This window comes from Bradyrhizobium canariense (assembly GCF_018130465.1).
In the GTDB taxonomy this organism is placed as follows: domain Bacteria; phylum Pseudomonadota; class Alphaproteobacteria; order Rhizobiales; family Xanthobacteraceae; genus Bradyrhizobium; species Bradyrhizobium canariense_C.
Window position 1 is genome coordinate 328,240 of sequence record NZ_JAFCKJ010000007.1, and the last position, 20,476, is coordinate 348,715.

Sequence of the window (20,476 nt, forward strand, 5' to 3'; positions counted from 1 at the left end):
CCATCGGTTCCAATGCACGGTGCTGGGAATATGCGTCTGCGGAAAGTCATTGGAACGGCTGCAATGAGCGTTTTGAACAATCTGAAAATCGTGTGGAAGGTTGCGCTGATCGTGGCAGTGATGGGCTGTGCGCTTGCCGCCGTCGCCGCCTTCGGTACGCGCGAACTCTCGGCGACCGTCGATGGCTTCGCCGAGCTCTCCTCCGCGCAATCCTCGGCGCTCAACCTGACGCGGGCTCAGCGCCGCGCAGAGACCTATCATGCCGCGCTCTATGCAGTCTTCACCGAGGCGACGGAGGCAGGTAACGCCAACCGCCTCAAGACCGCGACCCAGAACCGCGACGAAATCCGTCAGTATCTGGATGCGGCCGAGCAGGACGACCCGGCGCGCGCGAGCCAGATCAAGAGCATCGGCGACCAGCTGAAGGCCGTGTTCGCGGGCTGCGATCCGGTGCTGAAGGCAGGCTCGCTCGCAAGCAGCCCCGAAGAGAATGCCAGGGCAGCCGAACGTGCGCACAAGGAGTGCGACCCGGTGATGGATGCGGCCCTGGGGCGCATTGCGCAGTTCGTGGGCGAGACGGCCCAGGCGGTCACCAAGCGCAAGGACGCCATCAACCGCGACGCCAGATCCGCGACCTGGACCGTGATCGGCGTCAGCGGCGGTGGCCTGGTTCTGGGTATCGCGATCGCGCTGTTCATCGGCCTTAATGCGATGTCCCGCCCGATTGCCCGCCTCAAGCTCGCCATGGAGGGCCTTGCCCGCAACGATCTCAAGACCGAGGTGCCCGAAAAGGACCGGCGCGACGAGATCGGCGATATGGCCAAGACGGTCGAAATCTTCAAGACCAATGCGCTCGAGGTCGAGCGCCTCAAGGCTGCGCAGGTGGAAGTCGAACGGCAGGCCGCCGAGCAGCGCAAGCGCGATATGGTCAACCTTGCCGATGGCTTCGAACGGGCGGTCGGCGAGATCATCGAAACGGTGGGCTCGGCGTCCACCGAGCTCGAAGCGTCGTCCTCGACGCTGGCCACCACCGCGCAGCGCGCGCAGGAGCTGACCTCGGTCGTTGCGGTCGCGTCGGGCGAAGCCACCGGCAACGTGCAGTCGGTCGCGACCGCTACGGAGGAGCTGTCCTCCTCGGTCAACGAGATCAGCCGGCAGGTGCAGGAATCCGCACGGATGGCGGGCGAAGCCGTCACCCAGGCCCGCACCACGACGGAGCGCGTCAGCGAGCTCTCGGTTGCTGCGACGCGCATCGGCGACGTCGTCGAGCTGATCAACACCATTGCCGGCCAGACCAACCTTCTGGCGCTCAACGCCACGATCGAGGCGGCACGTGCCGGCGAGGCCGGCCGCGGCTTCGCGGTCGTCGCCGCCGAGGTGAAGACACTGGCCGAGCAGACGGCCAAGGCGACCGGCGAGATCAGCCAGCAGATTTCCGGCATCCAGACCGCGACCCAGGAATCCGTCAACGCGATCCGCGACATCTCCGCAACGATCGAACGGCTGTCGGAGGTGTCGTCGACCATTGCCGCGGCCGTCGAGGAGCAGGGCGCCGCGACCCAGGAGATCTCGCGCAACGTGCAGCAGGCCGCCCACGGCACCCAGCAGGTCTCCACCAACATCACCGACGTGCAGCGCGGTGCGGCCGAGACCGGCTCGGCCTCCTCGCAAGTGCTTTCCACCGCCAAGATGCTGGCGACCGACAGCAACCGGCTGAAGGACGAAGTCGGAAAATTCCTGCGGACGGTGCGCGCCGCATAAGTCAGCGCGGCGGCTTTCGTCCGCCGCGCAGATGGCGCGCTTATTGCGACATCAGAAATGCAAACGCGATGACGAACAGCACGGCGGTCATGATGACCGCCGTAGCGGCACCGGCGGCGATCCTGGCCTTTTCTTTGGCTGTGGTGGAGCGCATGAGGCCCAGACGCGGCGGATGACGTAAGCAGGTTCGCTTACGGACCATTTTCGGACCGCTCGCTTTGCCTGTATACTGCGGCTGCGCCGGAATTCACATCCCGTCCCATGATCGCCAATCGTGCTCCCGTGCTTGCCCACGAACGCTTCGCTGCCGACCGCGACAATTTCGCGGGTCTCGACCTCGCCGCGCGGTTCGAGCGGATCGAGCAGACCAACCTGTGGGGCGCGGCCACCTCCGTGTCGGGCCGGCTCGGAGGACCCCGCGACCGCCGCGCTCCGCGAGGCGCTTCCTCTACTGCTGCAACGGCTCGGCGCGCGCTCGCTGCTCGATGCGCCCTGCGGCGATGCCGGCTGGATCCTGTGCCGTGACTGCCTGGTTCATCTGAGTTTCGACAACATCGCTCGCGCCGTCGCGAACTTTCGTGCAAGCGGCGCACGCTTCCTGCTGGTCACGACGTTTCCCGAATGGGACGGCAATCGCGATTGCGAGGACGGCGACTGGCGCGCCTTGAACATGGAGAGGGCGCCGTTCAACTGGCCGGCCCCGCGCGAGCGGATCAACGAGCGCTGCGAGGAGGGCGGCGGCTGGCGCGACAAGAGCCTCGGGCTATGGCGGCTCGATCAATTGTAGCCCGGATCGCGCTGCGCTCCATCCGAACTACAGGACCCGTAGATGAACGAGGGAGGAGTGAATCCCGATGATCAATGCCCAATGCAGTTGCGGCGCTCTCGCGCTGTCGCTTCCAGGACCATCAAGCCTCGTCGTCGCCTGTCATTGCGTCGACTGCCAGCGTCGAACCGGCGCGCCGTTCGGTGTCGGTGCGTTCTATCCGGCGGAGGGCGTCACGATCTCGAGAACGCCGAAGGAGTACGTCCGGACAGCCGCAAGCGGCGGCAAGGTCCGCAACTATTTTTGCCCCGAGTGCGGTTCGACGGTCTATTGGAAGGCCGAAAATCTGCCTTCGATGATCGGCGTTGCCGTCGGCGCGATCGCGGTTCCGAACTACCCGGCGCCCATCCGCTCGGTTTTCGAACAGTCGAAACATGCCTGGGTGGAGATATCAGGCGTTGAGCACTTCCAGCAAAGCAGCGCACCGAAGCATTCGAAATGAGCGTTGCGCTCGAAAGCTGGTGCCGGCTGAGGGGATTGAACCCCCGACCTTCGGTTTGCAATACCTATCGGGTCGCACGCCAGTAACTGACATAAGTCACTGATTTACATCAGAACAGCGTGCAGATGGCGCAGATTGGTCAAGAATTTTTCGGGCGGGAATGCCGTCGCACAGCTCGTCGGCCTCGCGAGCCCGGAAACTGCTCGCTGGAGCGCTGCGCCAAGAACGGCGCAATCGTGCTGTGTCCTATGGTCAGCCGAGCGGCTCGGCCCGATCCGCCGACGTGCAGCCGAAAGACGGGATCGTCTTTTTCAACCCTCAACAGGGAGCCGATATTTTGGCCGGGACGACAGGATCGGGCGTTCCAGTCCTTCGGCCATCAACCACGTCACGAGGCAAGTGACGGTGAGATAGAGTCCAAATCCGGCGGGTCCATACGCGACGTCCATGCGCGAGAGTGCCGACAGCACGATCAGATGGAAAAGATAGGTCGAGTACGAAATGCGGCCGAGAAAGAAGCTGATCTGCGTGAGCCAAGGTCTGATCTCAATTTGTTTCCGAAGGGCGCCCGCAAGCACAATGGCCGCGGCGCCGAGGGCGCTCGCGTAAAGATGGAACGCGACCTCGATCCATACCTCTGACGTCTCGGCAAGCCGCAGCGTCAAGCCGACTGCGATCCCCGATGCTGCCGCAAGTGCCATGGCTGGTTTGACTGGCGTCGTGACAGTGATCCGCGACGTCGCGAGATGCAGCGCAAAGCCCCACGCGATGGCGTCCATGCGAAAGATCACGATCCGCCGCACCTGCTCCCCCCAATGGCTCCAGTCGGCGAACAGGAATCGTAATGCAGAGATGACGGCGATGAAGGTCAGCGCAGCGAGCAGCGCCGGCGGTGGTCGTCCCCGGGCGGTCGCAGCGAACAGCAGGAGCACGGGAGGGAAGGTCAGGTAAAACCATTCCTCGACCGAAAGGCTCCATGCGATCGCGAAGAAGTCCTGCGTGTTGGCCTGGTGCGCGAAGTTCTGGACATAGAGTGCATAACGCACAAAGTCTGCGGTGACGAGCTGGTGGGTGGTGATGGCCACGATAACCAGGGCGATCAGGTATGGCGGCACGGTGCGCATCCAGCGGCGCACCAGGAAGATGCGGAAGTTCGCCAGCTTGTTCGGCGCACCTGCAACCAACAGGATTTGCGGAGCCAGCACGTAGCCCGACAGCACGAAGAAGATCTCCACGCCTAGAATGGAGACGGTCTCCGCGAGTGCATGATCTCCCGGCGCTGTCATGGCATAGTGCGGGATGGCGACGGCAAAGGCGGCGGCGCCGCGCAGCAGGTCCAGCGAGGCGATGCGGTGGGTCATCGCAGCGCGTCCGCGATGTCGCGTTCGACCAAGCGGGCGAGGTTGTCCCGGTAATGGTTGGTGTCAAAGAAATTAGTTGGATCTCTGTTCTCCGGTCGTGGGCCCGACCAATCGACGATACGCACCCTCGGGGAGGCAATCTCTGCGAACTGCCGCTTGCATGCAGCATCCTCCATATCGGCCGATGTCCCCTCGACGGGCTGCATCGTCAAATAGCGGGGTGTCCAGAAAAGGACGAACGTCATGCCTGATGGTGCGGTGCTGATCAGGTCCCTGAGCATCGCAGGCGGATCGAAGGTGTAGGGTGCTGGATAACGCGACGCTGTGGGGCGTGTTGTACGGCTCAGTCGCTCCATGGTGGTTGCCATGTCGTCGATATCGCGAAAAGCATCGTTATACGGGTGAAAACCGTCGATCCTGAGGTGACCTTGCTCCTGGTAGCTGGTGTTCAGCATATCGATCGAGGCGTGTCGGAACAGTCCGAGCAGATAGTCGAAGGTGCTGCCGTAAAGCCATGCTGGATAAGGATGCTGCTCCCCTACATCCTTGCCCTTCGTGCACCAGCCATAGTCCATTGCGACAATCAGAGCACGGGCGTTCGGATGGTAGCGGAAGAACAGCCGGGCGGTGGCGAGCGCCAGCACGGGGCCCCCTCCGCTGTTTGACAGGGAGACGAAGCGTCGTCCGCTCAGCTGGTCGAGGGATTCGGGCTGCAGCATGATCGACGTCGAATTGCCGATGATTGCCGCGTCAAACTGGGAATCCATTGCTCTGGAAACAGCAATGAGACGTTCTGGAAGGTTTGCCATCTCGGCGCGCGAGCGCAGGCCAGAGCGGCCGTATGGGTCGCGGATATAGATGAACGCGACGAAACAAGAGTAGGCGAGAGCTGCGACGGCGAACACAAACAGGACGTCATGCCAAACGGGGCGCGGGTTACCGGGTCGCTGAGTCGTCTCTGCCACGCTTCAGAAGAGCTTGTAATTGAAGTGCGCCAGGGATGCATCGTCCGACAGGATCAGCAGCGCGCCCAGGACAATGACGAGCGCGACGGCTGCAAGGACGGCGCGGTGTCTGAGAAATCGTTTCATGGCTCGGGCGCGGGTGGGGCGGTTGCGGTGAGTGTTTCGTACAACGCTGGGATGACGTCGTCCAGTGCAGGGCGACAGGCCTTCCTGGTTATTTAGGCCAAACAAGCAGGTTCCACTCTCCTGTGGCCCGGCGCCTGGTCGGCGCTGCGGCCAAGGCCGCTATCCGTGCGCCCGCTTTGGCGCGGCCCGCTACATCGCGATGGCGGAGGGATTTCAATGCGGCTCGCCGCCGGCGTTCTGCGCCGACGCGCATGCGCTGCTCACGCAAGCCGGCGGCAGCATGGCCGCGGCCGAGCGGTTGGCGCGCGATCGCGGCCATAGCCGGCTCTCGATCGTGCTGGCGAAGCGCTACTGCAGATGACGGAAGCAGGATGACAGGGTGGATCGTCGGGGCAGCGTTGATGCTGATCGGGTATGCCGACTTTGCCAGCAGGCGAGTGACATCAAAATCGCTGCAATTAACGGGTATATCTTGGTGCCGGCTGAGGGGATTGAACCCCCGACCTTCGGTTTACAAAACCGCTGCTCTACCGCTGAGCTAAGCCGGCGACGCCTGGAGAAGCGGGGCAGGGCCGGCGTACGCCGGGGCTGTCCGCCCGTGCGCGCCGCAATACCAGACTTGACCGGAAAGTGCCAGAACCCGTGATCCTCGACGCAGACATGAATCAGGCGGCCCGAAAGCCGCCTGATTTGTCGCGTTCGGTTCAAACCGCCTTACTGGCAGATGTGCCGGCGGCCGTCTTCGCCCTTGAACCATGTGCCAGGCGTGCAGACGAAGCCGTTGCGCTGGGCGTAGCTGCGGCTGTCCCACCCGCGATTATCCCAACCGCGGTTGTCCCAGGAATTATCCGGGCCATTATCGTAGGCGTAGCTGTCGTCCATGGCGCGGAACGGCGCGGTTGCGATCGCACCGGCGGTGCCGATGGCAGCGCCCGCGACGCCGGCGGCGACGTCGGTCGGCCAGAAACCGGTGCGGCTCCTGTTCCAGTCGTTATTCCAGTCGCCATTGGTTTGGCGATAGCTCACGCGGCGATGGCGATAGCCGCTGTCGGTGTACGGATTTCCCTGGCCGAGGTTTTGGCAATTGGCGTTGGGGAATTGCGCGGAGCAGCGAGCAGGATTGTTGACCACGGCTTGCGCCATGGCGGGCGTTGCGAGTGCGGATGCCGCGATCACCGCGGCGCCGAGCAGTTTCATCTTTGTCATTATTTGTCTCCCGTCTGATTGACGGGGGGCTAAATGCTGGCGGCGGCGGATGTTCCGACGAAACAGGTTGATTGTGCCGCGCGTGGGTCAAACGGATGTGAGCGCGTGGAACATGTTCCAGTGCGTGTGGCTCCCCATTAACGCTTCGCTAGTGCAGCTTGCGGCATTTGAGCGGCCCGCGCCCCTTGCGCGTTAGGCTTACCGGCATTTGGTGAGAGCGCCTTAACCCTCTCTGCGTCGCTATCGGGTAGGTTGTCGCCGGATAAATGGGGCCCCCTCATGCGCGCTCTGGCGCTCGCTGCCTTTCTGATCGGACTGCCCGCGACGGCGTTTGCCGGCGGCGGCTTCGATATCGTCGTTCCCGGCCGCCCGGGCGTGCCGATCATCATCAACAACATCGACGCGTCCTATACCGTGATCGAGGGGACCTGGGGCCTGGGGAAGAACGTCCAGGTGCAGCCCACGATCTATGGCGGGCGCTATGTCGCCGAGCGCCAGCCCGCCGACGTCGGCCATTACTACCCGACGCTGGGCCTGCGGCCCGGCTATGGCCGGCTCGAGGTCGAGCCGCCCGCGAACCGCAAATTGCCCAAGCCGCCCGAGAGCTACCACCAGAGCTGGGGCGCGCAATCGGCGCCGCTGCCGCCGCAGATGGACGTGCCCGTCGATCCGCCGCCGGTGATCCTCGCGCCTGAGATCAACGACCAGCCGCGGCGTCCTCGGCCGCGGCCGCGTGCAGAGATACCCGGCAAGCCGCCGGGTTAAGAAACGAAAACAACAAACGAAAATCAACAGGAGAGAGTAATGCGTCAGATGATTTCGGGACTGGTCGCGGCGGCTGCCGTGATGTTCGTCGGGGCCGCGCCCGCCGCGGCCTGCGGCTTCAACCCGTGCCAGCCGGTCGCGCCGGTCTATTCCGGCTGCAACACCGGCTGCGGCGGCTATGGTTATGGGGCGGGCTATGGCGCCTATGAGCGTCTCGCCGAACCCACCACGCAATATTATCACGTCAACCAGGGCCCGACCTACACCGGCCCGGGCGCCTTCGCGCCGTATCCGACCTATCGTGAGGACGCGGTGGTCGCGCCCGCCAATTACGGCTACGGCCGTGGTTACGGCTATGGCTATCGCGCCGCCGCGGTCGAAGCGCCGGCCGCCTATCCTTACCGCCGCCCGTATTACCGCCCGTATCGATATGGCTATGGTCCGCGCGCCGGCTATCTGCCGCGCACGCACTACGGCTACGGTCCGCGCTACGGCTACGCCCCGCGCCATGCACCGTACTATGGCGGCCACCGCGTGCTGCGTCGCTATTACTGATCGCTTGATCGGTTGAACCAACGAAACGCCCGTCCGCGATGCGGACGGGCGTTTTGTTTTGCTACCGCTTCATCAGCCCCAGTCGGCTCGCGCCTACATAGAGCGAGAGCACGGCGGCATTCGAGACGTTGAGGCTCTTGATTTCTCCGGGCATGTCGAGCCGCGCCACGACGCTGCAGGTTTCGCGCGTCAATTGCCGCAGGCCCTTGCCTTCCGCGCCCAGCACCAGCGCGAGCGGTTCGCGCAGGGTGACCTCGGAGAGATCCGCGCTGCCTTCACTGTCCAGCCCGACGGTCTGGAAGCCGAGCTCGTTCAGCGTGGTCAGTGCGCGGGCGAGGTTTTGCACCGTCACCATCGGCACCAGCTCCAGTGCGCCGGAGGCGGCCTTGGCCAGCACGCCGGTCGCTTCCGGACTGTGGCGCGCGGTGGTGACGATCGCCTTCACCGCGAACGCCGCCGCCGAGCGCAGGATGGCACCGACATTGTGCGGATCGGTGATCTGGTCGAGCACCAGCACCATGCCGTCCTGCTCCAAATCCTCGATGTCGGGCGAGGGCAGGGGATCGGCCTCGGCGAGCAGGCCCTGGTGCACGGCGTCGGGCGACAGCAGCCGGTCGATCTCCTGGGGCCGGACGATCTCGGGTGTGACCGGGGTTGCGATGTTCTCGTCCGCCAGGCGCCTTGCGGCGTTCTCGGTCAGCGTCAGCTTGCGGATCTGCCGCTGGGGGTTGGCGAGCGCCATGGTGACGGTGTGCCAGCCATAGAGGATGACGGGCCCGTCGGGTTGCGAATCGCGGTCGCGCCAGACCGGCCGGCCGGCCGATTTCCCGGGCCTGTTGAAGGGCTTAGCCCCGCTGCGGGGCCCCCTTTGGGTGAATTTTCGGTCCTTCATGGGCTCGCTTGTGTCACGGGTCCCGGATTATGGCAATTTGGGTGGCTTCGGGGGCGATTTTAGCTGTTCGCCTCGGTTGACTTTACCCCATCGCTTCGCCGATAACCGCGCCCGGTCGCGTCCCCATCCGGGCTGTTGCGGCTTCTTGTTTCATGGCCGTCTTCGGTCGCCGGAAAGGTCCGGCCCGATTGTGCTGCCGTCAAATGGGGGAGTGTCCCGAGTGGCAAAGGGAGCTGACTGTAAATCAGCCGTCTTATGACTTCGAAGGTTCGAGTCCTTCTTCCCCCACCATCCTTCGCTCGCTTCGCGAGCTAGGGCTGGGCGAGCCAGCCCAGATTAGCGTCAAGCGAAGCTAACGAAGGCTGCCGCTCCGTAGCCTGAAGGCACAGGCGAGCTTTCGCAGCGCGCAAGTCACCCCATCATCTCCCGCACCATCGGCACCACCTTCCGCCCATAGAGCTCGATGCTCTTCATCAGCTTCTCGTGCGGCAGCGGGCCCGCCGAATATTTCAACTGAAAGCGCGAAATGCCAAGCGCCTTTGCCGTCTTGGCGATCTTGCGCGCGACCGTCTCCGGCGAGCCGACATAGAGCGAACCGTGCTCGGCCTCGCTCACGAACTCGTCGCGGCCCATCGGCGGCCAGCCGCGTTCCTTGCCGATGCGGTCGCGCATCGCCTTGTAGTCGGGCCACAGCTCCTCGCGTGCCTGCTCATCGGTCTCGGCGACATAGCCGGGCGAGTGCACGCCGATCGGCTGTGCCGGGCGGCCGAACTCCTTGAACGCGCGATGATAGAGATCGACGAAGGGCGCGAAGCGCGCGGGATCCCCGCCGATGATCGCGAGCATCAAGGGCAGGTCGTAATGCGCCGCGCGCACCACCGATTGCGGACTGCCGCCGACGCCGATCCAGGTCTTCAGCGTGCCGTTCTCGACCGGGGGATAGACCAGCTGCCCCTTTAGCGGCGGACGCAGCTTGCCTTCCCAGGACACCGGCTCTTGCGACAGCAGTGCTGCGAACAGATCGAGCTTTTCCTCGAACAGCGCCTCGTAAGCCCGCAAGTCAAAGCCGAACAGCGGAAAGGATTCGGTGAACGAGCCGCGACCGAGGATCACCTCGGCGCGCCCGTTCGAGAGCGCATCGAGCGTGGCAAAGCGCTGGAAGACGCGGATCGGATCGTCCGAGCTCAGCACCGTCACGGCCGAGCCGAGATGGATGCGCTTGGTCCGCGACGCGATGGCGGCCAGCACGGTCTCAGGGGAGGAGATCGCGAAGTCGGCGCGGTGATGTTCGCCGAGGCCGATGAAGTCGAGGCCGAGGTCGTCGGCCAGCACCGCCTCGTCGACGACGTTGCGGATCACCTGCGCGTGCGGAAGCATCGCGCCGGAGGCGTCCCTGGTGACGTCGCCAAAGGTGTCCAGTCCAAATTCAAGCGGTGCGGTCATTGATGAGGTCTCTGCGGGCGCTGCTTGCGCGCCTGTCACTGTGGGAGGGGATCGCTTTGCGTTGGAGGTAAGCAGTGGAGACCGGTGCAACAATGCTGCTTCGAGAAACCCATTGTTTCCGCTTTTTCATGGTGTCGGGTCTCGGGGCCCGCGCCTTCAGTCGGACCTGGCGAAGGTCTCGACCAGGGTCTCGCGCAGCCAGCGCTGCGCCGGTACGGTGTCGTTGCGCTGGTGCCAGAACAGGCTGACGATGCGCGGCGGCGCCTTGAGCGGAAGCGGCATGGCGTGCAGGAACGGCGCGTGCCGGGATTGCGAGCGCAAATCGCTGGGCAGCACGGCGATCAGATCAGACTGGCGCACGATCTCGTAGGCGGCGCTGTAGTGATTGACGGTCGCGACCAGGTTGCGCGACAGCCCGCGCGAGGCGAGGAAGAGGTCGTAGGACGGCAAGGTCTTGCCGGCGAGGCTCACATCGACATGCCCCGCGTTGAGGAAGCTGCGCGTGCTCAGCCGCTTCATCGCCGCGAGCGGATGGCCGCGCCGCATGAAGCAGGCGTAGTCGACGGTCCACAGCGAGCGCGAGCGGATGGCGGCCGGCTGCTGCGCCTCGTTGACATAGACGCTGAGCACGCAATCAACACGATTGTCTTCGAGCTGGTCGGCGATCTCCACGACGGTGTTGGGAACGGTGTGGACGCGCGCCTTGGGCGCGACCCTGGCGAGATGGTTCAACAGGTTCGGCATCACCAGCGAGGCGACGTAATCCGACATCGACAGGCTGAACTCGGTCTGCGCACGGCGCGGATCGAACACCTGCTCGTCGAGCGCGCCGCGGACGGTTTCGAGCGCCTCGCCGATCGGCCCCCACAACACCACGGCGCGCTGGGTCGGACGGATGCCGGTGCCGGACCTGACGAACAGGGGATCGCCGAGCGCGTCCCGCAGGCGTGCGAGTGCGTTGCTGACCGCCGGTTGCGTCATCAGAAGCGCGTTGGCGGCGCGCGTGACGCTGCCCTCGGTCATCAGGGCCTCGAAGACTTTCAGCAGGTTGAGGTCGAGCAATCGGAACGACAGAACATTCACCACAGTGATGTACTAGATCATGATTATAAATTATGACGATAATATCTCTTTGTCTATGGTTCCCTCCAGGGATGAGCGGAGTGCCGGGCCGCCAGACAGAGGGGACTTTCATGTCGATGATCTCGGCGCGCATCGAGCGCCTTCCATTCGCGCGCTTCCACGGGCATCTGCTGCTGATGGGCGGGCTCGGCTACATGTTCGACGCGATGGACGCGGCCGTGCTGGCGTTCATCCTGCCGGTGCTGCGCACGGCCTGGAATCTGTCGAGCGTCGAGATCGGCGTGCTCGGCAGCAGCACCTATATCGGCTTCCTGTTCGGCGCATTGCTGGCGGGCACGCTGGGTGACCTGATCGGCCGCCGTGCGGTGATGATGTCGGCGCTGGCGCTCTACTGTGCCGCATCCATCGTCAGCGCGGCGGCGGACAGCTGGTCGTCCTTCTTCGCCGCCCGTGTCGTCGCGGGCATGGGGACCGGCGCCGAGAGCGCGATCATCGCGCCTTATCTCGCCGAGTTCGTGGCGCGGCGCTTCCGCGGCAGTTTTACCGGCGCGCTGGCCGGATTCTTCTCCTTCGGTTTCGTCGCAGCGGCCTTGCTCGGTTATTTCATCGTGCCCGCCTATGAGAACGGCTGGCGCATCGTTCTGGTGATTACCGCAGTGCCGGTCGTCATGCTGCTGTGGTGGCGCAGGGCGCTGCCGGAATCGCCGCGCTGGCTGGAAAGCCGGGGCCGGGAGAAGGAAGCCGAAGCCGTGCTGGACAGGATCGAGGCCGGCTTTGCGAGCCAAGGCCATGTCCTGCCGCAACCGGTCGTCGAAGCCACGGCGCCGGCCGGGACTGGCGGGACGCTGCTTGCCAATTTCGCCGCGCTCCTCGCCGGCCGCCAGGCGCGCATCACCATCATGACCTGGATCATGTGGCTTGCGATCACCTTCAGCTACTATTCCTTCTTCGTCTGGATTCCCGGCCTTCTGGTCCAGAACGGCATGAGCATCACCAAGAGCTTCGCCTATTCGCTCGCGATCTATTGCGCGCAGATCCCCGGCTATTTCAGCGCCGCGTATTTCAACGAGCGCATCGGTCGGCAGGCGACGATCGCATCCTACATGGTGCTCGGCGGCGCCAGCGCGCTCGGGCTGGCGTTCGCGCAGAGTGACCAGCACATCATGGTGGCGGGAATTCTGCTGTCCTTCTTCATGAACGGCACCTATGCAGGCGTCTATGCCTATACCGCCGAGGTATTTCCGACCGCGGTCAGAACCACCGGCGCCGGGCTCGCCTCCGCGATCGGCCGCATCGGCGCGATCGTCTCGCCGATCCTGGTCGGCTATCTCTATCCCAATTTCGGCTTCGCCGGCGTGTTCGGCTTGACCACCAGTGTGCTGCTGATCGGTGCGCTCACCGTGGTGGTGATGGGCGTGCCGACGCGCGGCCGTTCGCTGGAAGAGATTGCGGCGGGTGAAGTCGCATGAGGGAGACGAAACACAGGTCCGATCCGCTGCTCTGCGCCGTGGCGGCCGCACAGGGCAGGGCGGATCAGCCGGATGCCCTGTTCGCGGCGCTGGACGACGCCTTGAAATCGGCGATCGGGCACAAGCTGTTCACGATCCTGACCTATGACGACGACACCGGGGAAGCTGCGCGGGTGTATTCCAATCTCCCCGGACCTTACCCGGCGGGCGGACGCAAGCGCCTGGCGCCGGGGCCGTGGACCGAGGCCGTGCTCGACCGCGGCGAGGCCTATATCGGCCGCACCCTGGACGGTCTGCGCGAGGTGTTTTCCGATCACGAGCTGATCGCTTCGCTCGGCTGCGAGAGCGTGCTCAACATGCCCGTGCGCTGGCGCGGGCGCACGCTCGGCTCGCTCAATCTGCTCCATGAGGCAGGCTGGTATGGCGAGGACGATGTCGCTGCGTGTCTTCCATTCGCCCAGCTCGCCTTGCCCGCGCTGCTCATCCAGTCCTGATAAGACAGGAAGTCGTCATGTCCCGTGTGCTCTTCAAGAACGCTGCTCTGCTCGATCCGCTTCAGCCGGACCTCCTGGAGGGACATCACGTGCTGGTCGAGGACAATCTGATCAAGGAGGTCTCCGACCGGCCGCTCCAGGCCGAAGCCGACCGCACCGTCGATCTGAAGGGCAAGACGCTGATGCCCGGCCTGATCGACCTGCATGTGCATGCGATCGCCGTAGAGCTCAACCTGGCGCAGCAGGTGCACATGCCGAACGTGCTGGTGACGCTGCGCTCGACGCTGCTGCTGCGCGGCATGCTGCGGCGTGGCTTCACCACCGTGCGCGATGCCGGCGGCGCCGGCCATGCGCTGAAGCAGGCGATCGAGACCGGTCTGACCGACGGTCCGCGGCTGTTCGTCTCGGGACGTGCGCTCAGCCAGACCGGCGGGCACGGCGACATGCGGGCCCGCTCGGATTACCTCGCCAGCGACGCACCGTGTCCCTGCTGCGTGCGCGTCGGCGCGCTGGCGCGCGTTGCCGATGGTGTCGACGGCGTGCGCAGGGCGGCGCGCGAGGAGCTCCAGATGGGCGCCGACCAGATCAAGATCATGGCCTCCGGCGGCGTTGCTTCACCGACCGACCCGGTCGGTGCCTTCGGCTACTCCGAGGACGAGATCCGCGCCATCGTCGAGGAGGCGCGCGGGCGTCAGACCTATGTGCTCGCCCACGCCTACACCGCAGCCGCCATCGAACGCGCGGTGCGCTGCGGGGTGCGCACCATCGAGCACGGCAATCTGGTCGATGCTCCGACCGCGCAGCTGATGGCCGAGAAGGGCGCCTATGTGGTGCCGACGCTCGTCACCTACGAGGCGCTGGCCAACGAGGGCGCCCAATATGGCCTGCCGCCGGAGAGCGTTGCCAAGATCGCCGATGTCCGCGACGCTGGCCTGCGTTCGCTGACGATCTACCGCGACGCCGGCGTCAAGATGGGGTTTGGCAGCGATCTGCTCGGGCCGTCCCAGCGGCTCCAGAGCGACGAATTCCGCATCCGCGCCGAGATTCTCGGTCCGCGCGCCGTCATCGCCAGCGCCACGGTCGTCGGCGCCGAGGTGCTCGGCATGGAGGGCAGGCTCGGCCGGATCGTGCCCGAGGCGTGGGCCGACCTGCTGGTGGTCGACGGCAATCCGCTGCGCGATGTTGCCTGCCTGCTCGGGCAGGGCGAGCACATTCCGCTGGTGATGAAGGCAGGCAAGGTCCAGTTCGACAGGCTGAACGCATAACTACCGCCACATCGCCGCATCCGCGACCCGATATTGATCGTCGGCCCTCAGCGGTGGGTGCCGCCCTTGCGCGCAACTAACGGACGATCGTCAGCTCACACCGCTACATTTCGGAGGTGTCCGGTTTCCGTTTGTGCGTCCTATTTCGAGATACGCACGACCATCTTGCCGAGCGCCCCGCGCGTCTGCATGGTCTTGAACGCTTCCCGGAAATCATCCAGCGCGAAGACGCGACCGACCACAGGCTTCAGCTGGCCTTCGACCAGCCAGGCCGTCAGCTCCGACATCAGGCGCTTCTGCACGTCGGGCTCGCGGATTGGAAGCTGCGCGAGATCGACGCCGAGCAGGGCGCCACCCTTCAGCAGTGGCAGGTTGAACGGCAATGCAGGGATCGCGCCGGCGGCAAAACCGACCACGAGATGACGGCCGCGCCAGGCGATGGAGCGAAAAGCCTGCACCGAGACTTCGCCGCCGACGGGGTCGAAGATCACATCGGCGCCGTGTCCTCCGGTCAATTCCTTCAGCGTGTCGCGCCAGTTGGTCTGCGTGTAGTCAACCACGGCATCGGCGCCGTGCTGTCGCGCGAACTCGCGCTTGTCTGGTGTCGATGCCGCTGCGATCACACGGGCGCCGAGCAGCCTGCCAATCTGGACAGCCGCGATTCCTGTGCCGCCGGCTGCGCCCAGCACCAGAAGCTGTTCGCCTGCACAGAGCGAGGCGCGTTCACTGAGCGCATAGAGGGCGGTCAGATAATTGGCGCGAAACGAGGCGGCGACCTCGGCCGCGACGCCGTCCGGCAGGGGATAGAGCGCTTCGGGGGTGACGACGATCTCTTCGGCAAGCGCGCCCGAGCGCGTCATCCCCATCACGCGCATGCCGGGTTGATAACCTCCCGGCCTGCCCGGAGCTTCCACGACCACGCCTGCAAATTCTGTCCCGGGAATGAAGGGAAGGGGATCCTTGGTCTGGTAGAGACCCTGGATCTTCAAGCCGTCGACGAATCCGATTCCCGCAGCCTCTACCCGAATGCGCAATTGTCCGGGCTCCATGAGCGGATAAGGAATGTCTTTCAGCTCGATTTGGTCGATGGGCGCGTATTGTTCGACGACGACCGCTTTCATGTCGGATCCCTGTTGTTCCAGTTGTTCTAACAGGTCTCTGGACCGTCCTCTTGCGTCTACCGCCACATTCCCCGCATCCGCGCGCCGATGTCGACCTTGGGGCCTTGCGCCGCCGTGCGGGCCGCGCCGGCTCCGGCTTTCGGCCAGGCGGTGCGTTCGAACAGATAGACGAGCTGCTCCGGGATGAAGCGGGTGCGCGAGGCGTAGACGTGGCGGTCGCCCTTGGCGGCCTGGCCGTGGGTGAAGAAGCGCTGCGGCACCACGAGGTGCAGATCGTCCTTGGCGCGCGTCATCGCGACATAGAGCAGGCGGCGCTCCTCTTCGAGCTCGGCGCTGGTGCCGGCGCCGAGATCCGACGGCATGCAGCCGTCGACGACGTTGAGCACGAACACCGATTTCCACTCCTGGCCCTTGGCGGAATGGATGGTGGAGAGGATCAGATAGTCCTCGTCGCGCAAGGGGGGCCCGGATTTGTCGCTGGTCGCATCCGGCGGATCGAGCGTGAGCTCGGTCAGGAATTTCTCGCGCGAGGCATAGCCGCTCGCGATCTGCTCGAGCTGCATCAGATCGGCGCGGCGCGTCTCGGAATCCTCGTGGAGGCGATCGAGATGCGGTTCGTACCAGAGCCGCACGCGTTCGAGATCGGCCGGCCATTCCGAATAGCGCAGATTTTCGATGGTGCGGACGAAGCCGGTCCAGTCCGCGCCGGTGCGCGGCGGCACCGGGAGCTGGCCGAGCGCGGCGAGCGGATCGGAGCTCTCCGCCATCTGGTCGAGCACGCGCTGCGCCGTCGCAGGTCCGATGCCCGGCAACAGATGCAGGATGCGGAAACCGGCGACGCGGTCGCGCGGATTCTCGGCGAAGCGCAGCAGCGCCAGCACGTCCTTGACATGCGCGGCATCGAGAAACTTCAGCCCGCCGAACTTGACGAAGGGAATGTTGCGGCGGGTGAGCTCGATCTCCAGCGGGCCCGAATGCGAGGATGTCCGGAACAGCACCGCCTGGTGCTTCAGGAGCGCGCCTTGCTCGCGGTTGGCCAGCACCTCCTCGACGATGTAACGGGCCTGGTCGGCCTCGTCGTGCACGGTGACGAGCTGTGGTTTTTGCGCGGAGGCGCGGTCGGTCCAGAGGTTTTTTGTGAAGCGCTCGCGCGCCAGGCCGATGACGCCGTTGGCCGCCGCCAGCACCGGTTGCGTCGAGCGGTAATTGCGGTCGAGCGTGATCATCTCGGCGCGGGGCGAGAAGCTCTGCGGGAAGTCCAGGATGTTGCGGACAGTGGCGGCGCGGAACGAATAGATCGACTGCGCGTCGTCGCCGACGACGGTGAGGCCGCGTCCGTCCGGCTTCAGCGCCAGCAGGATCGAGGATTGCAGGCGGTTGGTGTCCTGGTATTCGTCGACCAGCACATGATCGAAGCGGCCGCCGATCTCTTCCGCGATCAGCGCATCGCTCATCATCTGCGACCAGTAGAGCAGGAGATCGTCGTAATCGAGCACGTGCTGGGCCTGCTTGGCCTCCACATAGGCCGCGAACAGGCCCTTCAGCTCGGCCGCCCAGCCCGCGCACCAGGGATAGTGCTGGCCCAGCACCTTCTCGATCTCCATCTCGGCATTGACGCAGCGCGAGTAGATCGACAGGCAGGTGCCTTTCGCGGGAAAGCGGCTCTCGGTCTTTGACAATCCGCGCTCGTGCCGAACCAGGTTCATCAGGTCGGCGGAATCCTCGCGGTCGTGGATGGTGAAGGCGGGATCGACGCCGATCCGCTCGGCATATTCGCGCAGCAACCGCGCGCCGATGCCGTGGAACGTGCCGGCCCAGCTCAGCGCGTCGCGCATGATCGCGGCATGGTTCTCGCCGAGCACTTTTCGGGCGATGCGCTCAACCCGGCCGGCCATCTCGGCTGCGGCGCGGCGCGAGAACGTCATCAAGAGGATGCGGCGCGGATCGCTGCCCGCGACGATCAGGTGCGCGACGCGATGGGCCAGCGTATTGGTCTTGCCGGAGCCCGCACCGGCGATGACGAGCAGGGGCGCGCCCACGGTCGCACCGTCGGCCACGCCATGCTCCACGGCGCGGCGCTGCTCCGCATTGAGCGTGTCCAGATATGTCGCCACGAATCGCCCCGGTGAAACGGCCAGAGTCGGCGATCCGCTCGCGAATCGCAATGCGGCTGGACGGAACCGATGTTAAGACCTAGGGAAAAGACAGCCCAAGTTCCAGCCTGAGAGCACGCACCCGGCATGACCGAGCTCAAGCCCGACCAGTTCGAGATGCGGCGGCTGGAATCGCTCAGCAACACCATCTTTGGCGTTGCCATGACGCTGCTCGCTTACGATCTGCCCAAGGCCGCGGTGTTCACCAGCGTGCCCGACTGGAACGATCTCGCCCAGGTCTATTCCGGCAAGCTTGCGGGTCTTGCGCTCAGCTTCATCATCGCCGGCGTGTTCTGGATCAGCCATCACCGGCGGCTGGCGCGCCAGCCCGTCGGCAGCCGCGGCGCGGTGATCCTCAATCTGTTCTTCCTGCTGTCGATCGTGCTGCTGCCGGTGACCAACGGCCTCTACACCAACTACCCCATGAGCAGTGCGGTCGCGGTGCTCTACGGCCTGCACCTGACTGCGATCGCAGGCCTCAATGCCTGGCTGTGGTGGAGGATCCTGGGCGGCTGGCGCCAAGAGATCATGGCCTCGCTGTTTCCGCTGCTGGTGTTCATCCCGGGCACGATCGTTGCGGCGTTCGCGCCGCATGTCGCGCCCTTCCTGTGGTTCATCGCCTTCGGCGGTCTCCTGATCCAGCGCTTCTATGTCACGCCGACCGGGACGGACACGTAGGCCCGCCGTTCATTCGCCGGGAGGCGTCGCGCCGAACCCGTCGGCCGGCACGTAAAGCTTGACCGGGCGGATTTCGTAGACGGCCGACGGATTGACCTGGCGCAGCGTCCGCGCCGCGGCGATCGCCTCCTCATCCGTGTCGTATTCGACGAGGTGGAAGCCCAGAAGCTGCTCCTTGGTTTCGGCAAATGGGCCGTCCAGCACCATGCCTGCGCCGGGGCCGCGCAAGGTGCGGGCCTTTCGGGTCTCATCCAGGCGGGCGGCCGGCCCAAAATGCCCGCTTGCCCGGAGGGGAGCCTGAACCTCTATGACTTTGGCCACGACCGCGGCGTCCTTCTCGGGCGTCCAGGACAAGATCTCGTCTTCCACGTGATAGGCCAGGATGGCGTAAAGCATCGTCACCTCGTTGATTTTGCGGCGCGCAGTCCAAAGGACGTATCACGATGGCCGCGGCCGACAATGGCGGTGAGGAAAATATTGCGTCGTGCAGGCTCGATGAAACCGTCCCGAAACCCGATTGCGGCCCGGCCGGGTGAACGCCGCCCCAAGCCGAGACGACTGATGGCCACAAGAACACGGAAGGCCATCGGAGGCGGCAATGTCGGGTCACACCATCAAGGTCATTTGCAAGATCATTTGCGACGCGCGGCGGGCGGCGCCATCGGAGCCGGCCGATTGGCATGACCAGAGCGGTCACCATCGCTATTACGGCAGCTCGGTCGAGACTGGCGGCGAACGCATCGCCGAGAGCCGCCGCGGTAAACGCCCGCGCGCCCTCAATGTCTGCGGCTTCTGAAGCCTTCGGCGACACCGCTATTCAACATGGACGTTCTGCAAATACCAATCGCGGCGATGCCGTTCCTGCTCGCACTGGTGAGCCGGACCGGCAAGGCCATCGCGCCGTGTCTGCTCGCGAGCGTCGTCACGATGCTGCTCGGCGGGGAGCCGCACCGCGCCGTTGTGGCCTGGTGCGTCGGCATGCTGATCGCCGCCGTGGCACTGCGCGAGCGGCTTCGCGCCGGCTGATCCGGCGCAGTCACGGCGCGCTCAGGACCTGCTTGACCAGCGCCTCGCGCAGCGTTGCCAGCTCGCCGCTCGCCTCCATCTGGGCGATCACCTTGCCGACCTTCGGCACCAGCTCGCGATGGCGATCGTGCAAATAGTGGTAGATGTGGATGCGCTCGAGCGGTGGCGAGAGCGCGACAATCCTGTCCTGCAGATGGAGCTTCCTCACCGCGGCCAGCCCGCTGAAGAGGTCGGTGACCATCACGTCGAAGCGGTCGGCGTCGAGCATCCTGACCATGTTATCCAGGCTCGTGGTCGCCGTGACGCGGGCCATGCCGCGGGTGCCGGCCTCCGACGAGCCGACGCCACGGACGATGCCGATGCTGTAGTCCCTGATCGAATTCCAGCCGGCGACGTCGAAACGGAGTTTGGTCGAAAACACCGCCGGTTCGATGTAGTTGATCGCCGGCGTGACCTGGATCAGCGTCGGGTAGTCGCGGGAGAGCGTCCCGATCCGCTGGATCTCGCCGTCGACCTCGCCGGCGCTCGACAGAGCGAGCGCGCGCTTGCCGGGGACGTCCTCGAATTCCAGCTTGATGTTCAGCCTGGCGTAGACGGCCCGCAGCATCTCGCCGCCGACATACTGATCGGGAATGCCGGCGATCCGCGCCAGCCGGATCAACTCCTGCGCTTGCGAGGGGCCGACTGCGAGCAGCGACAGGCAGGCGACGACTATCCGCCACATCAGGCGTCTCCCTCGGTCCCGCAGGCGACCTCCGGACTTTCACCGGTGTCATTCTAGCACGCGAAGTGATAGTTTGAGGGAGAATCCTGCTGCTGGGCGCAAGACATGACCCCGCCGACCT

General features: G+C 65.1%; 22 protein-coding genes, 2 tRNA genes and 1 pseudogene. 13 read left to right on the plus strand and 12 right to left on the minus strand.

Going from position 1 to position 20,476, the window contains the following annotated elements; translation table 11 throughout:
- The first annotated feature begins 63 nt into the window (after positions 1–63).
- The 3 genes and pseudogenes from JQ591_RS20825 to JQ591_RS20835 all read left to right on the plus strand — a co-directional run bounded on the left by JQ591_RS20825 (position 64) and on the right by JQ591_RS20835 (position 3,029).
- Complete coding sequence (locus JQ591_RS20825) at positions 64–1,761, plus strand: methyl-accepting chemotaxis protein (protein ID WP_211397853.1); 1,698 nt, start codon at positions 64–66, stop codon at positions 1,759–1,761.
- Positions 1,762–2,022: 261 nt separating this feature from the next.
- Positions 2,023–2,548, plus strand: a pseudogene (locus JQ591_RS20830) (class I SAM-dependent methyltransferase).
- 67 nt (positions 2,549–2,615) lie between these two features.
- Positions 2,616–3,029, plus strand: a complete 414-nt coding sequence (locus tag JQ591_RS20835) for a GFA family protein (RefSeq protein WP_211397854.1) — start codon at positions 2,616–2,618, stop codon at positions 3,027–3,029.
- A 311-nt stretch (positions 3,030–3,340) separates the two neighbouring features.
- Here the strand turns inward: JQ591_RS20835 and JQ591_RS20840 are convergent, their stop codons facing one another.
- From JQ591_RS20840 to JQ591_RS35595, 3 genes are all read right to left on the minus strand, one after another.
- Positions 3,341–4,390, minus strand: coding sequence for an acyltransferase family protein (locus tag JQ591_RS20840; RefSeq protein ID WP_211397855.1), 1,050 nt, complete (start codon positions 4,388–4,390; stop codon positions 3,341–3,343).
- Positions 4,387–5,295: a hypothetical protein gene (locus JQ591_RS20845; protein WP_211397856.1), complete on the minus strand. Its 909-nt coding sequence runs from the start codon at positions 5,293–5,295 to the stop codon at positions 4,387–4,389. The genes JQ591_RS20840 and JQ591_RS20845 overlap by 4 nt, the downstream gene beginning before the upstream one ends.
- A gap of 63 nt (positions 5,296–5,358) precedes the next feature.
- The gene (locus JQ591_RS35595; protein WP_283817834.1) at positions 5,359–5,481 is read right to left on the minus strand and encodes a hypothetical protein; all 123 of its coding nucleotides are present in this window, start codon (positions 5,479–5,481) and stop codon (positions 5,359–5,361) included.
- 199 nt (positions 5,482–5,680) lie between these two features.
- Here JQ591_RS35595 and JQ591_RS20850 point away from each other — a divergent pair, with 199 nt between their 5' ends.
- Positions 5,681–5,842 (plus strand): hypothetical protein, encoded by a 162-nt coding sequence (locus JQ591_RS20850; RefSeq protein ID WP_211397857.1) that lies wholly within the window; start codon positions 5,681–5,683, stop codon positions 5,840–5,842.
- A 112-nt stretch (positions 5,843–5,954) separates the two neighbouring features.
- Here JQ591_RS20850 and JQ591_RS20855 read toward each other — a convergent pair.
- Both JQ591_RS20855 and JQ591_RS20860 read right to left on the minus strand, forming a co-directional pair.
- Positions 5,955–6,029 (minus strand) — tRNA-Thr (locus JQ591_RS20855).
- A gap of 166 nt (positions 6,030–6,195) precedes the next feature.
- Positions 6,196–6,687, minus strand: coding sequence for a hypothetical protein (locus JQ591_RS20860; protein ID WP_211397858.1), 492 nt, complete (start codon positions 6,685–6,687; stop codon positions 6,196–6,198).
- 279 nt (positions 6,688–6,966) lie between these two features.
- Between JQ591_RS20860 and JQ591_RS20865 the strand changes: the two genes are divergently transcribed.
- Entirely contained in the window at positions 6,967–7,452 is a 486-nt protein-coding gene (locus JQ591_RS20865) for a hypothetical protein (RefSeq protein ID WP_211397859.1), read from the plus strand.
- A 39-nt stretch (positions 7,453–7,491) separates the two neighbouring features.
- Positions 7,492–8,007 carry a hypothetical protein gene (locus JQ591_RS20870; RefSeq protein WP_211397860.1) on the plus strand — a complete coding sequence of 172 codons (516 nt, stop codon included), beginning with the start codon at positions 7,492–7,494 and terminating at the stop codon, positions 8,005–8,007.
- A gap of 61 nt (positions 8,008–8,068) precedes the next feature.
- Here JQ591_RS20870 and rlmB read toward each other — a convergent pair whose 3' ends face one another.
- Positions 8,069–8,899 carry a 23S rRNA (guanosine(2251)-2'-O)-methyltransferase RlmB gene (rlmB, locus tag JQ591_RS20875; protein ID WP_211397861.1) on the minus strand — a complete coding sequence of 277 codons (831 nt, stop codon included), beginning with the start codon at positions 8,897–8,899 and terminating at the stop codon, positions 8,069–8,071.
- Positions 8,900–9,104: 205 nt separating this feature from the next.
- On the opposite strand from rlmB, the gene JQ591_RS20880 reads away from it, so the two are divergent.
- Positions 9,105–9,190: transfer RNA gene (locus JQ591_RS20880), tRNA-Tyr, on the plus strand.
- Positions 9,191–9,310: 120 nt separating this feature from the next.
- Here JQ591_RS20880 and JQ591_RS20885 read toward each other — a convergent pair.
- Positions 9,311–10,342 (minus strand): LLM class flavin-dependent oxidoreductase, encoded by a 1,032-nt coding sequence (locus tag JQ591_RS20885; protein ID WP_211397862.1) that lies wholly within the window; start codon positions 10,340–10,342, stop codon positions 9,311–9,313.
- A 156-nt stretch (positions 10,343–10,498) separates the two neighbouring features.
- Positions 10,499–11,428, minus strand: coding sequence for a LysR family transcriptional regulator (locus JQ591_RS20890; RefSeq protein WP_349630393.1), 930 nt, complete (start codon positions 11,426–11,428; stop codon positions 10,499–10,501).
- Between the two features lie 107 nt (positions 11,429–11,535).
- Here JQ591_RS20890 and JQ591_RS20895 point away from each other — a divergent pair, with 107 nt between their 5' ends.
- Genes JQ591_RS20895 through JQ591_RS20905 form a run of 3 tightly spaced genes read left to right on the plus strand, consistent with a single transcriptional unit; the run spans position 11,536 to position 14,653 of the window.
- Entirely contained in the window at positions 11,536–12,894 is a 1,359-nt protein-coding gene (locus JQ591_RS20895) for an MFS transporter (RefSeq protein WP_211397864.1), read from the plus strand.
- The gene (locus JQ591_RS20900) at positions 12,891–13,388 is read left to right on the plus strand and encodes a GAF domain-containing protein (RefSeq protein ID WP_211397865.1); all 498 of its coding nucleotides are present in this window, start codon (positions 12,891–12,893) and stop codon (positions 13,386–13,388) included. The genes JQ591_RS20895 and JQ591_RS20900 overlap by 4 nt, the downstream gene beginning before the upstream one ends.
- 17 nt (positions 13,389–13,405) lie before the next feature.
- On the plus strand, positions 13,406–14,653 hold the full coding sequence (locus JQ591_RS20905; RefSeq protein ID WP_211397866.1) for a metal-dependent hydrolase family protein: 1,248 nt from the start codon (positions 13,406–13,408) through the stop codon (positions 14,651–14,653).
- 140 nt (positions 14,654–14,793) lie between these two features.
- Here JQ591_RS20905 and JQ591_RS20910 read toward each other — a convergent pair whose 3' ends face one another.
- Both JQ591_RS20910 and JQ591_RS20915 read right to left on the minus strand, forming a co-directional pair.
- Positions 14,794–15,774: an NADPH:quinone oxidoreductase family protein gene (locus tag JQ591_RS20910; protein ID WP_211397867.1), complete on the minus strand. Its 981-nt coding sequence runs from the start codon at positions 15,772–15,774 to the stop codon at positions 14,794–14,796.
- A gap of 56 nt (positions 15,775–15,830) precedes the next feature.
- A complete protein-coding gene (locus tag JQ591_RS20915) occupies positions 15,831–17,888 on the minus strand; it encodes an ATP-dependent helicase (RefSeq protein WP_211397868.1) in 2,058 nt (685 codons plus the stop codon).
- Positions 17,889–18,014: 126 nt separating this feature from the next.
- On the opposite strand from JQ591_RS20915, the gene JQ591_RS20920 reads away from it, so the two are divergent.
- Positions 18,015–18,605: a TMEM175 family protein gene (locus JQ591_RS20920; protein WP_211397869.1), complete on the plus strand. Its 591-nt coding sequence runs from the start codon at positions 18,015–18,017 to the stop codon at positions 18,603–18,605.
- A gap of 9 nt (positions 18,606–18,614) precedes the next feature.
- Here the strand turns inward: JQ591_RS20920 and JQ591_RS20925 are convergent, their stop codons facing one another.
- Positions 18,615–19,001, minus strand: coding sequence for a YciI family protein (locus JQ591_RS20925; RefSeq protein WP_211397870.1), 387 nt, complete (start codon positions 18,999–19,001; stop codon positions 18,615–18,617).
- Positions 19,002–19,203: 202 nt separating this feature from the next.
- Between JQ591_RS20925 and JQ591_RS20930 the strand changes: the two genes are divergently transcribed.
- The gene (locus tag JQ591_RS20930; RefSeq protein WP_211397871.1) at positions 19,204–19,401 is read left to right on the plus strand and encodes a hypothetical protein; all 198 of its coding nucleotides are present in this window, start codon (positions 19,204–19,206) and stop codon (positions 19,399–19,401) included.
- A 26-nt stretch (positions 19,402–19,427) separates the two neighbouring features.
- Positions 19,428–19,631 (plus strand): hypothetical protein, encoded by a 204-nt coding sequence (locus JQ591_RS20935; protein ID WP_211397872.1) that lies wholly within the window; start codon positions 19,428–19,430, stop codon positions 19,629–19,631.
- A gap of 10 nt (positions 19,632–19,641) precedes the next feature.
- Here JQ591_RS20935 and JQ591_RS20940 read toward each other — a convergent pair whose 3' ends face one another.
- A complete protein-coding gene (locus tag JQ591_RS20940; RefSeq protein WP_211397873.1) occupies positions 19,642–20,355 on the minus strand; it encodes a substrate-binding periplasmic protein in 714 nt (237 codons plus the stop codon).
- Positions 20,356–20,476 lie beyond the last annotated feature (121 nt).

Bases quoted from the DNA above. Each gene is read 5' to 3' on its own strand.
- JQ591_RS20850 (WP_211397857.1), top strand. From the start codon at position 5,681: ATGGCGGAGGGATTTCAATGCGGCTCGCCGCCGGCGTTCTGCGCCGAC.
- JQ591_RS20895 (WP_211397864.1), top strand. From the start codon at position 11,536: ATGTCGATGATCTCGGCGCGCATCGAGCGCCTTCCATTCGCGCGCTTC.
- JQ591_RS20860 (WP_211397858.1), bottom strand. From the start codon at position 6,687: ATGACAAAGATGAAACTGCTCGGCGCCGCGGTGATCGCGGCATCCGCA.
- JQ591_RS20905 (WP_211397866.1), top strand. From the start codon at position 13,406: ATGTCCCGTGTGCTCTTCAAGAACGCTGCTCTGCTCGATCCGCTTCAG.
- JQ591_RS20930 (WP_211397871.1), top strand. From the start codon at position 19,204: ATGTCGGGTCACACCATCAAGGTCATTTGCAAGATCATTTGCGACGCG.
- JQ591_RS20900 (WP_211397865.1), top strand. From the start codon at position 12,891: ATGAGGGAGACGAAACACAGGTCCGATCCGCTGCTCTGCGCCGTGGCG.
- JQ591_RS20870 (WP_211397860.1), top strand. From the start codon at position 7,492: ATGCGTCAGATGATTTCGGGACTGGTCGCGGCGGCTGCCGTGATGTTC.
- JQ591_RS20865 (WP_211397859.1), top strand. From the start codon at position 6,967: ATGCGCGCTCTGGCGCTCGCTGCCTTTCTGATCGGACTGCCCGCGACG.
- JQ591_RS20920 (WP_211397869.1), top strand. From the start codon at position 18,015: ATGACCGAGCTCAAGCCCGACCAGTTCGAGATGCGGCGGCTGGAATCG.
- JQ591_RS20825 (WP_211397853.1), top strand. From the start codon at position 64: ATGAGCGTTTTGAACAATCTGAAAATCGTGTGGAAGGTTGCGCTGATC.
- JQ591_RS35595 (WP_283817834.1), bottom strand. From the start codon at position 5,481: ATGAAACGATTTCTCAGACACCGCGCCGTCCTTGCAGCCGTCGCGCTC.
- JQ591_RS20840 (WP_211397855.1), bottom strand. From the start codon at position 4,390: ATGACCCACCGCATCGCCTCGCTGGACCTGCTGCGCGGCGCCGCCGCC.
- rlmB (WP_211397861.1), bottom strand. From the start codon at position 8,899: ATGAAGGACCGAAAATTCACCCAAAGGGGGCCCCGCAGCGGGGCTAAG.
- JQ591_RS20910 (WP_211397867.1), bottom strand. From the start codon at position 15,774: ATGAAAGCGGTCGTCGTCGAACAATACGCGCCCATCGACCAAATCGAG.
- JQ591_RS20885 (WP_211397862.1), bottom strand. From the start codon at position 10,342: ATGACCGCACCGCTTGAATTTGGACTGGACACCTTTGGCGACGTCACC.
- JQ591_RS20940 (WP_211397873.1), bottom strand. From the start codon at position 20,355: ATGTGGCGGATAGTCGTCGCCTGCCTGTCGCTGCTCGCAGTCGGCCCC.
- JQ591_RS20835 (WP_211397854.1), top strand. From the start codon at position 2,616: ATGATCAATGCCCAATGCAGTTGCGGCGCTCTCGCGCTGTCGCTTCCA.
- JQ591_RS20935 (WP_211397872.1), top strand. From the start codon at position 19,428: ATGGACGTTCTGCAAATACCAATCGCGGCGATGCCGTTCCTGCTCGCA.
- JQ591_RS20925 (WP_211397870.1), bottom strand. From the start codon at position 19,001: ATGCTTTACGCCATCCTGGCCTATCACGTGGAAGACGAGATCTTGTCC.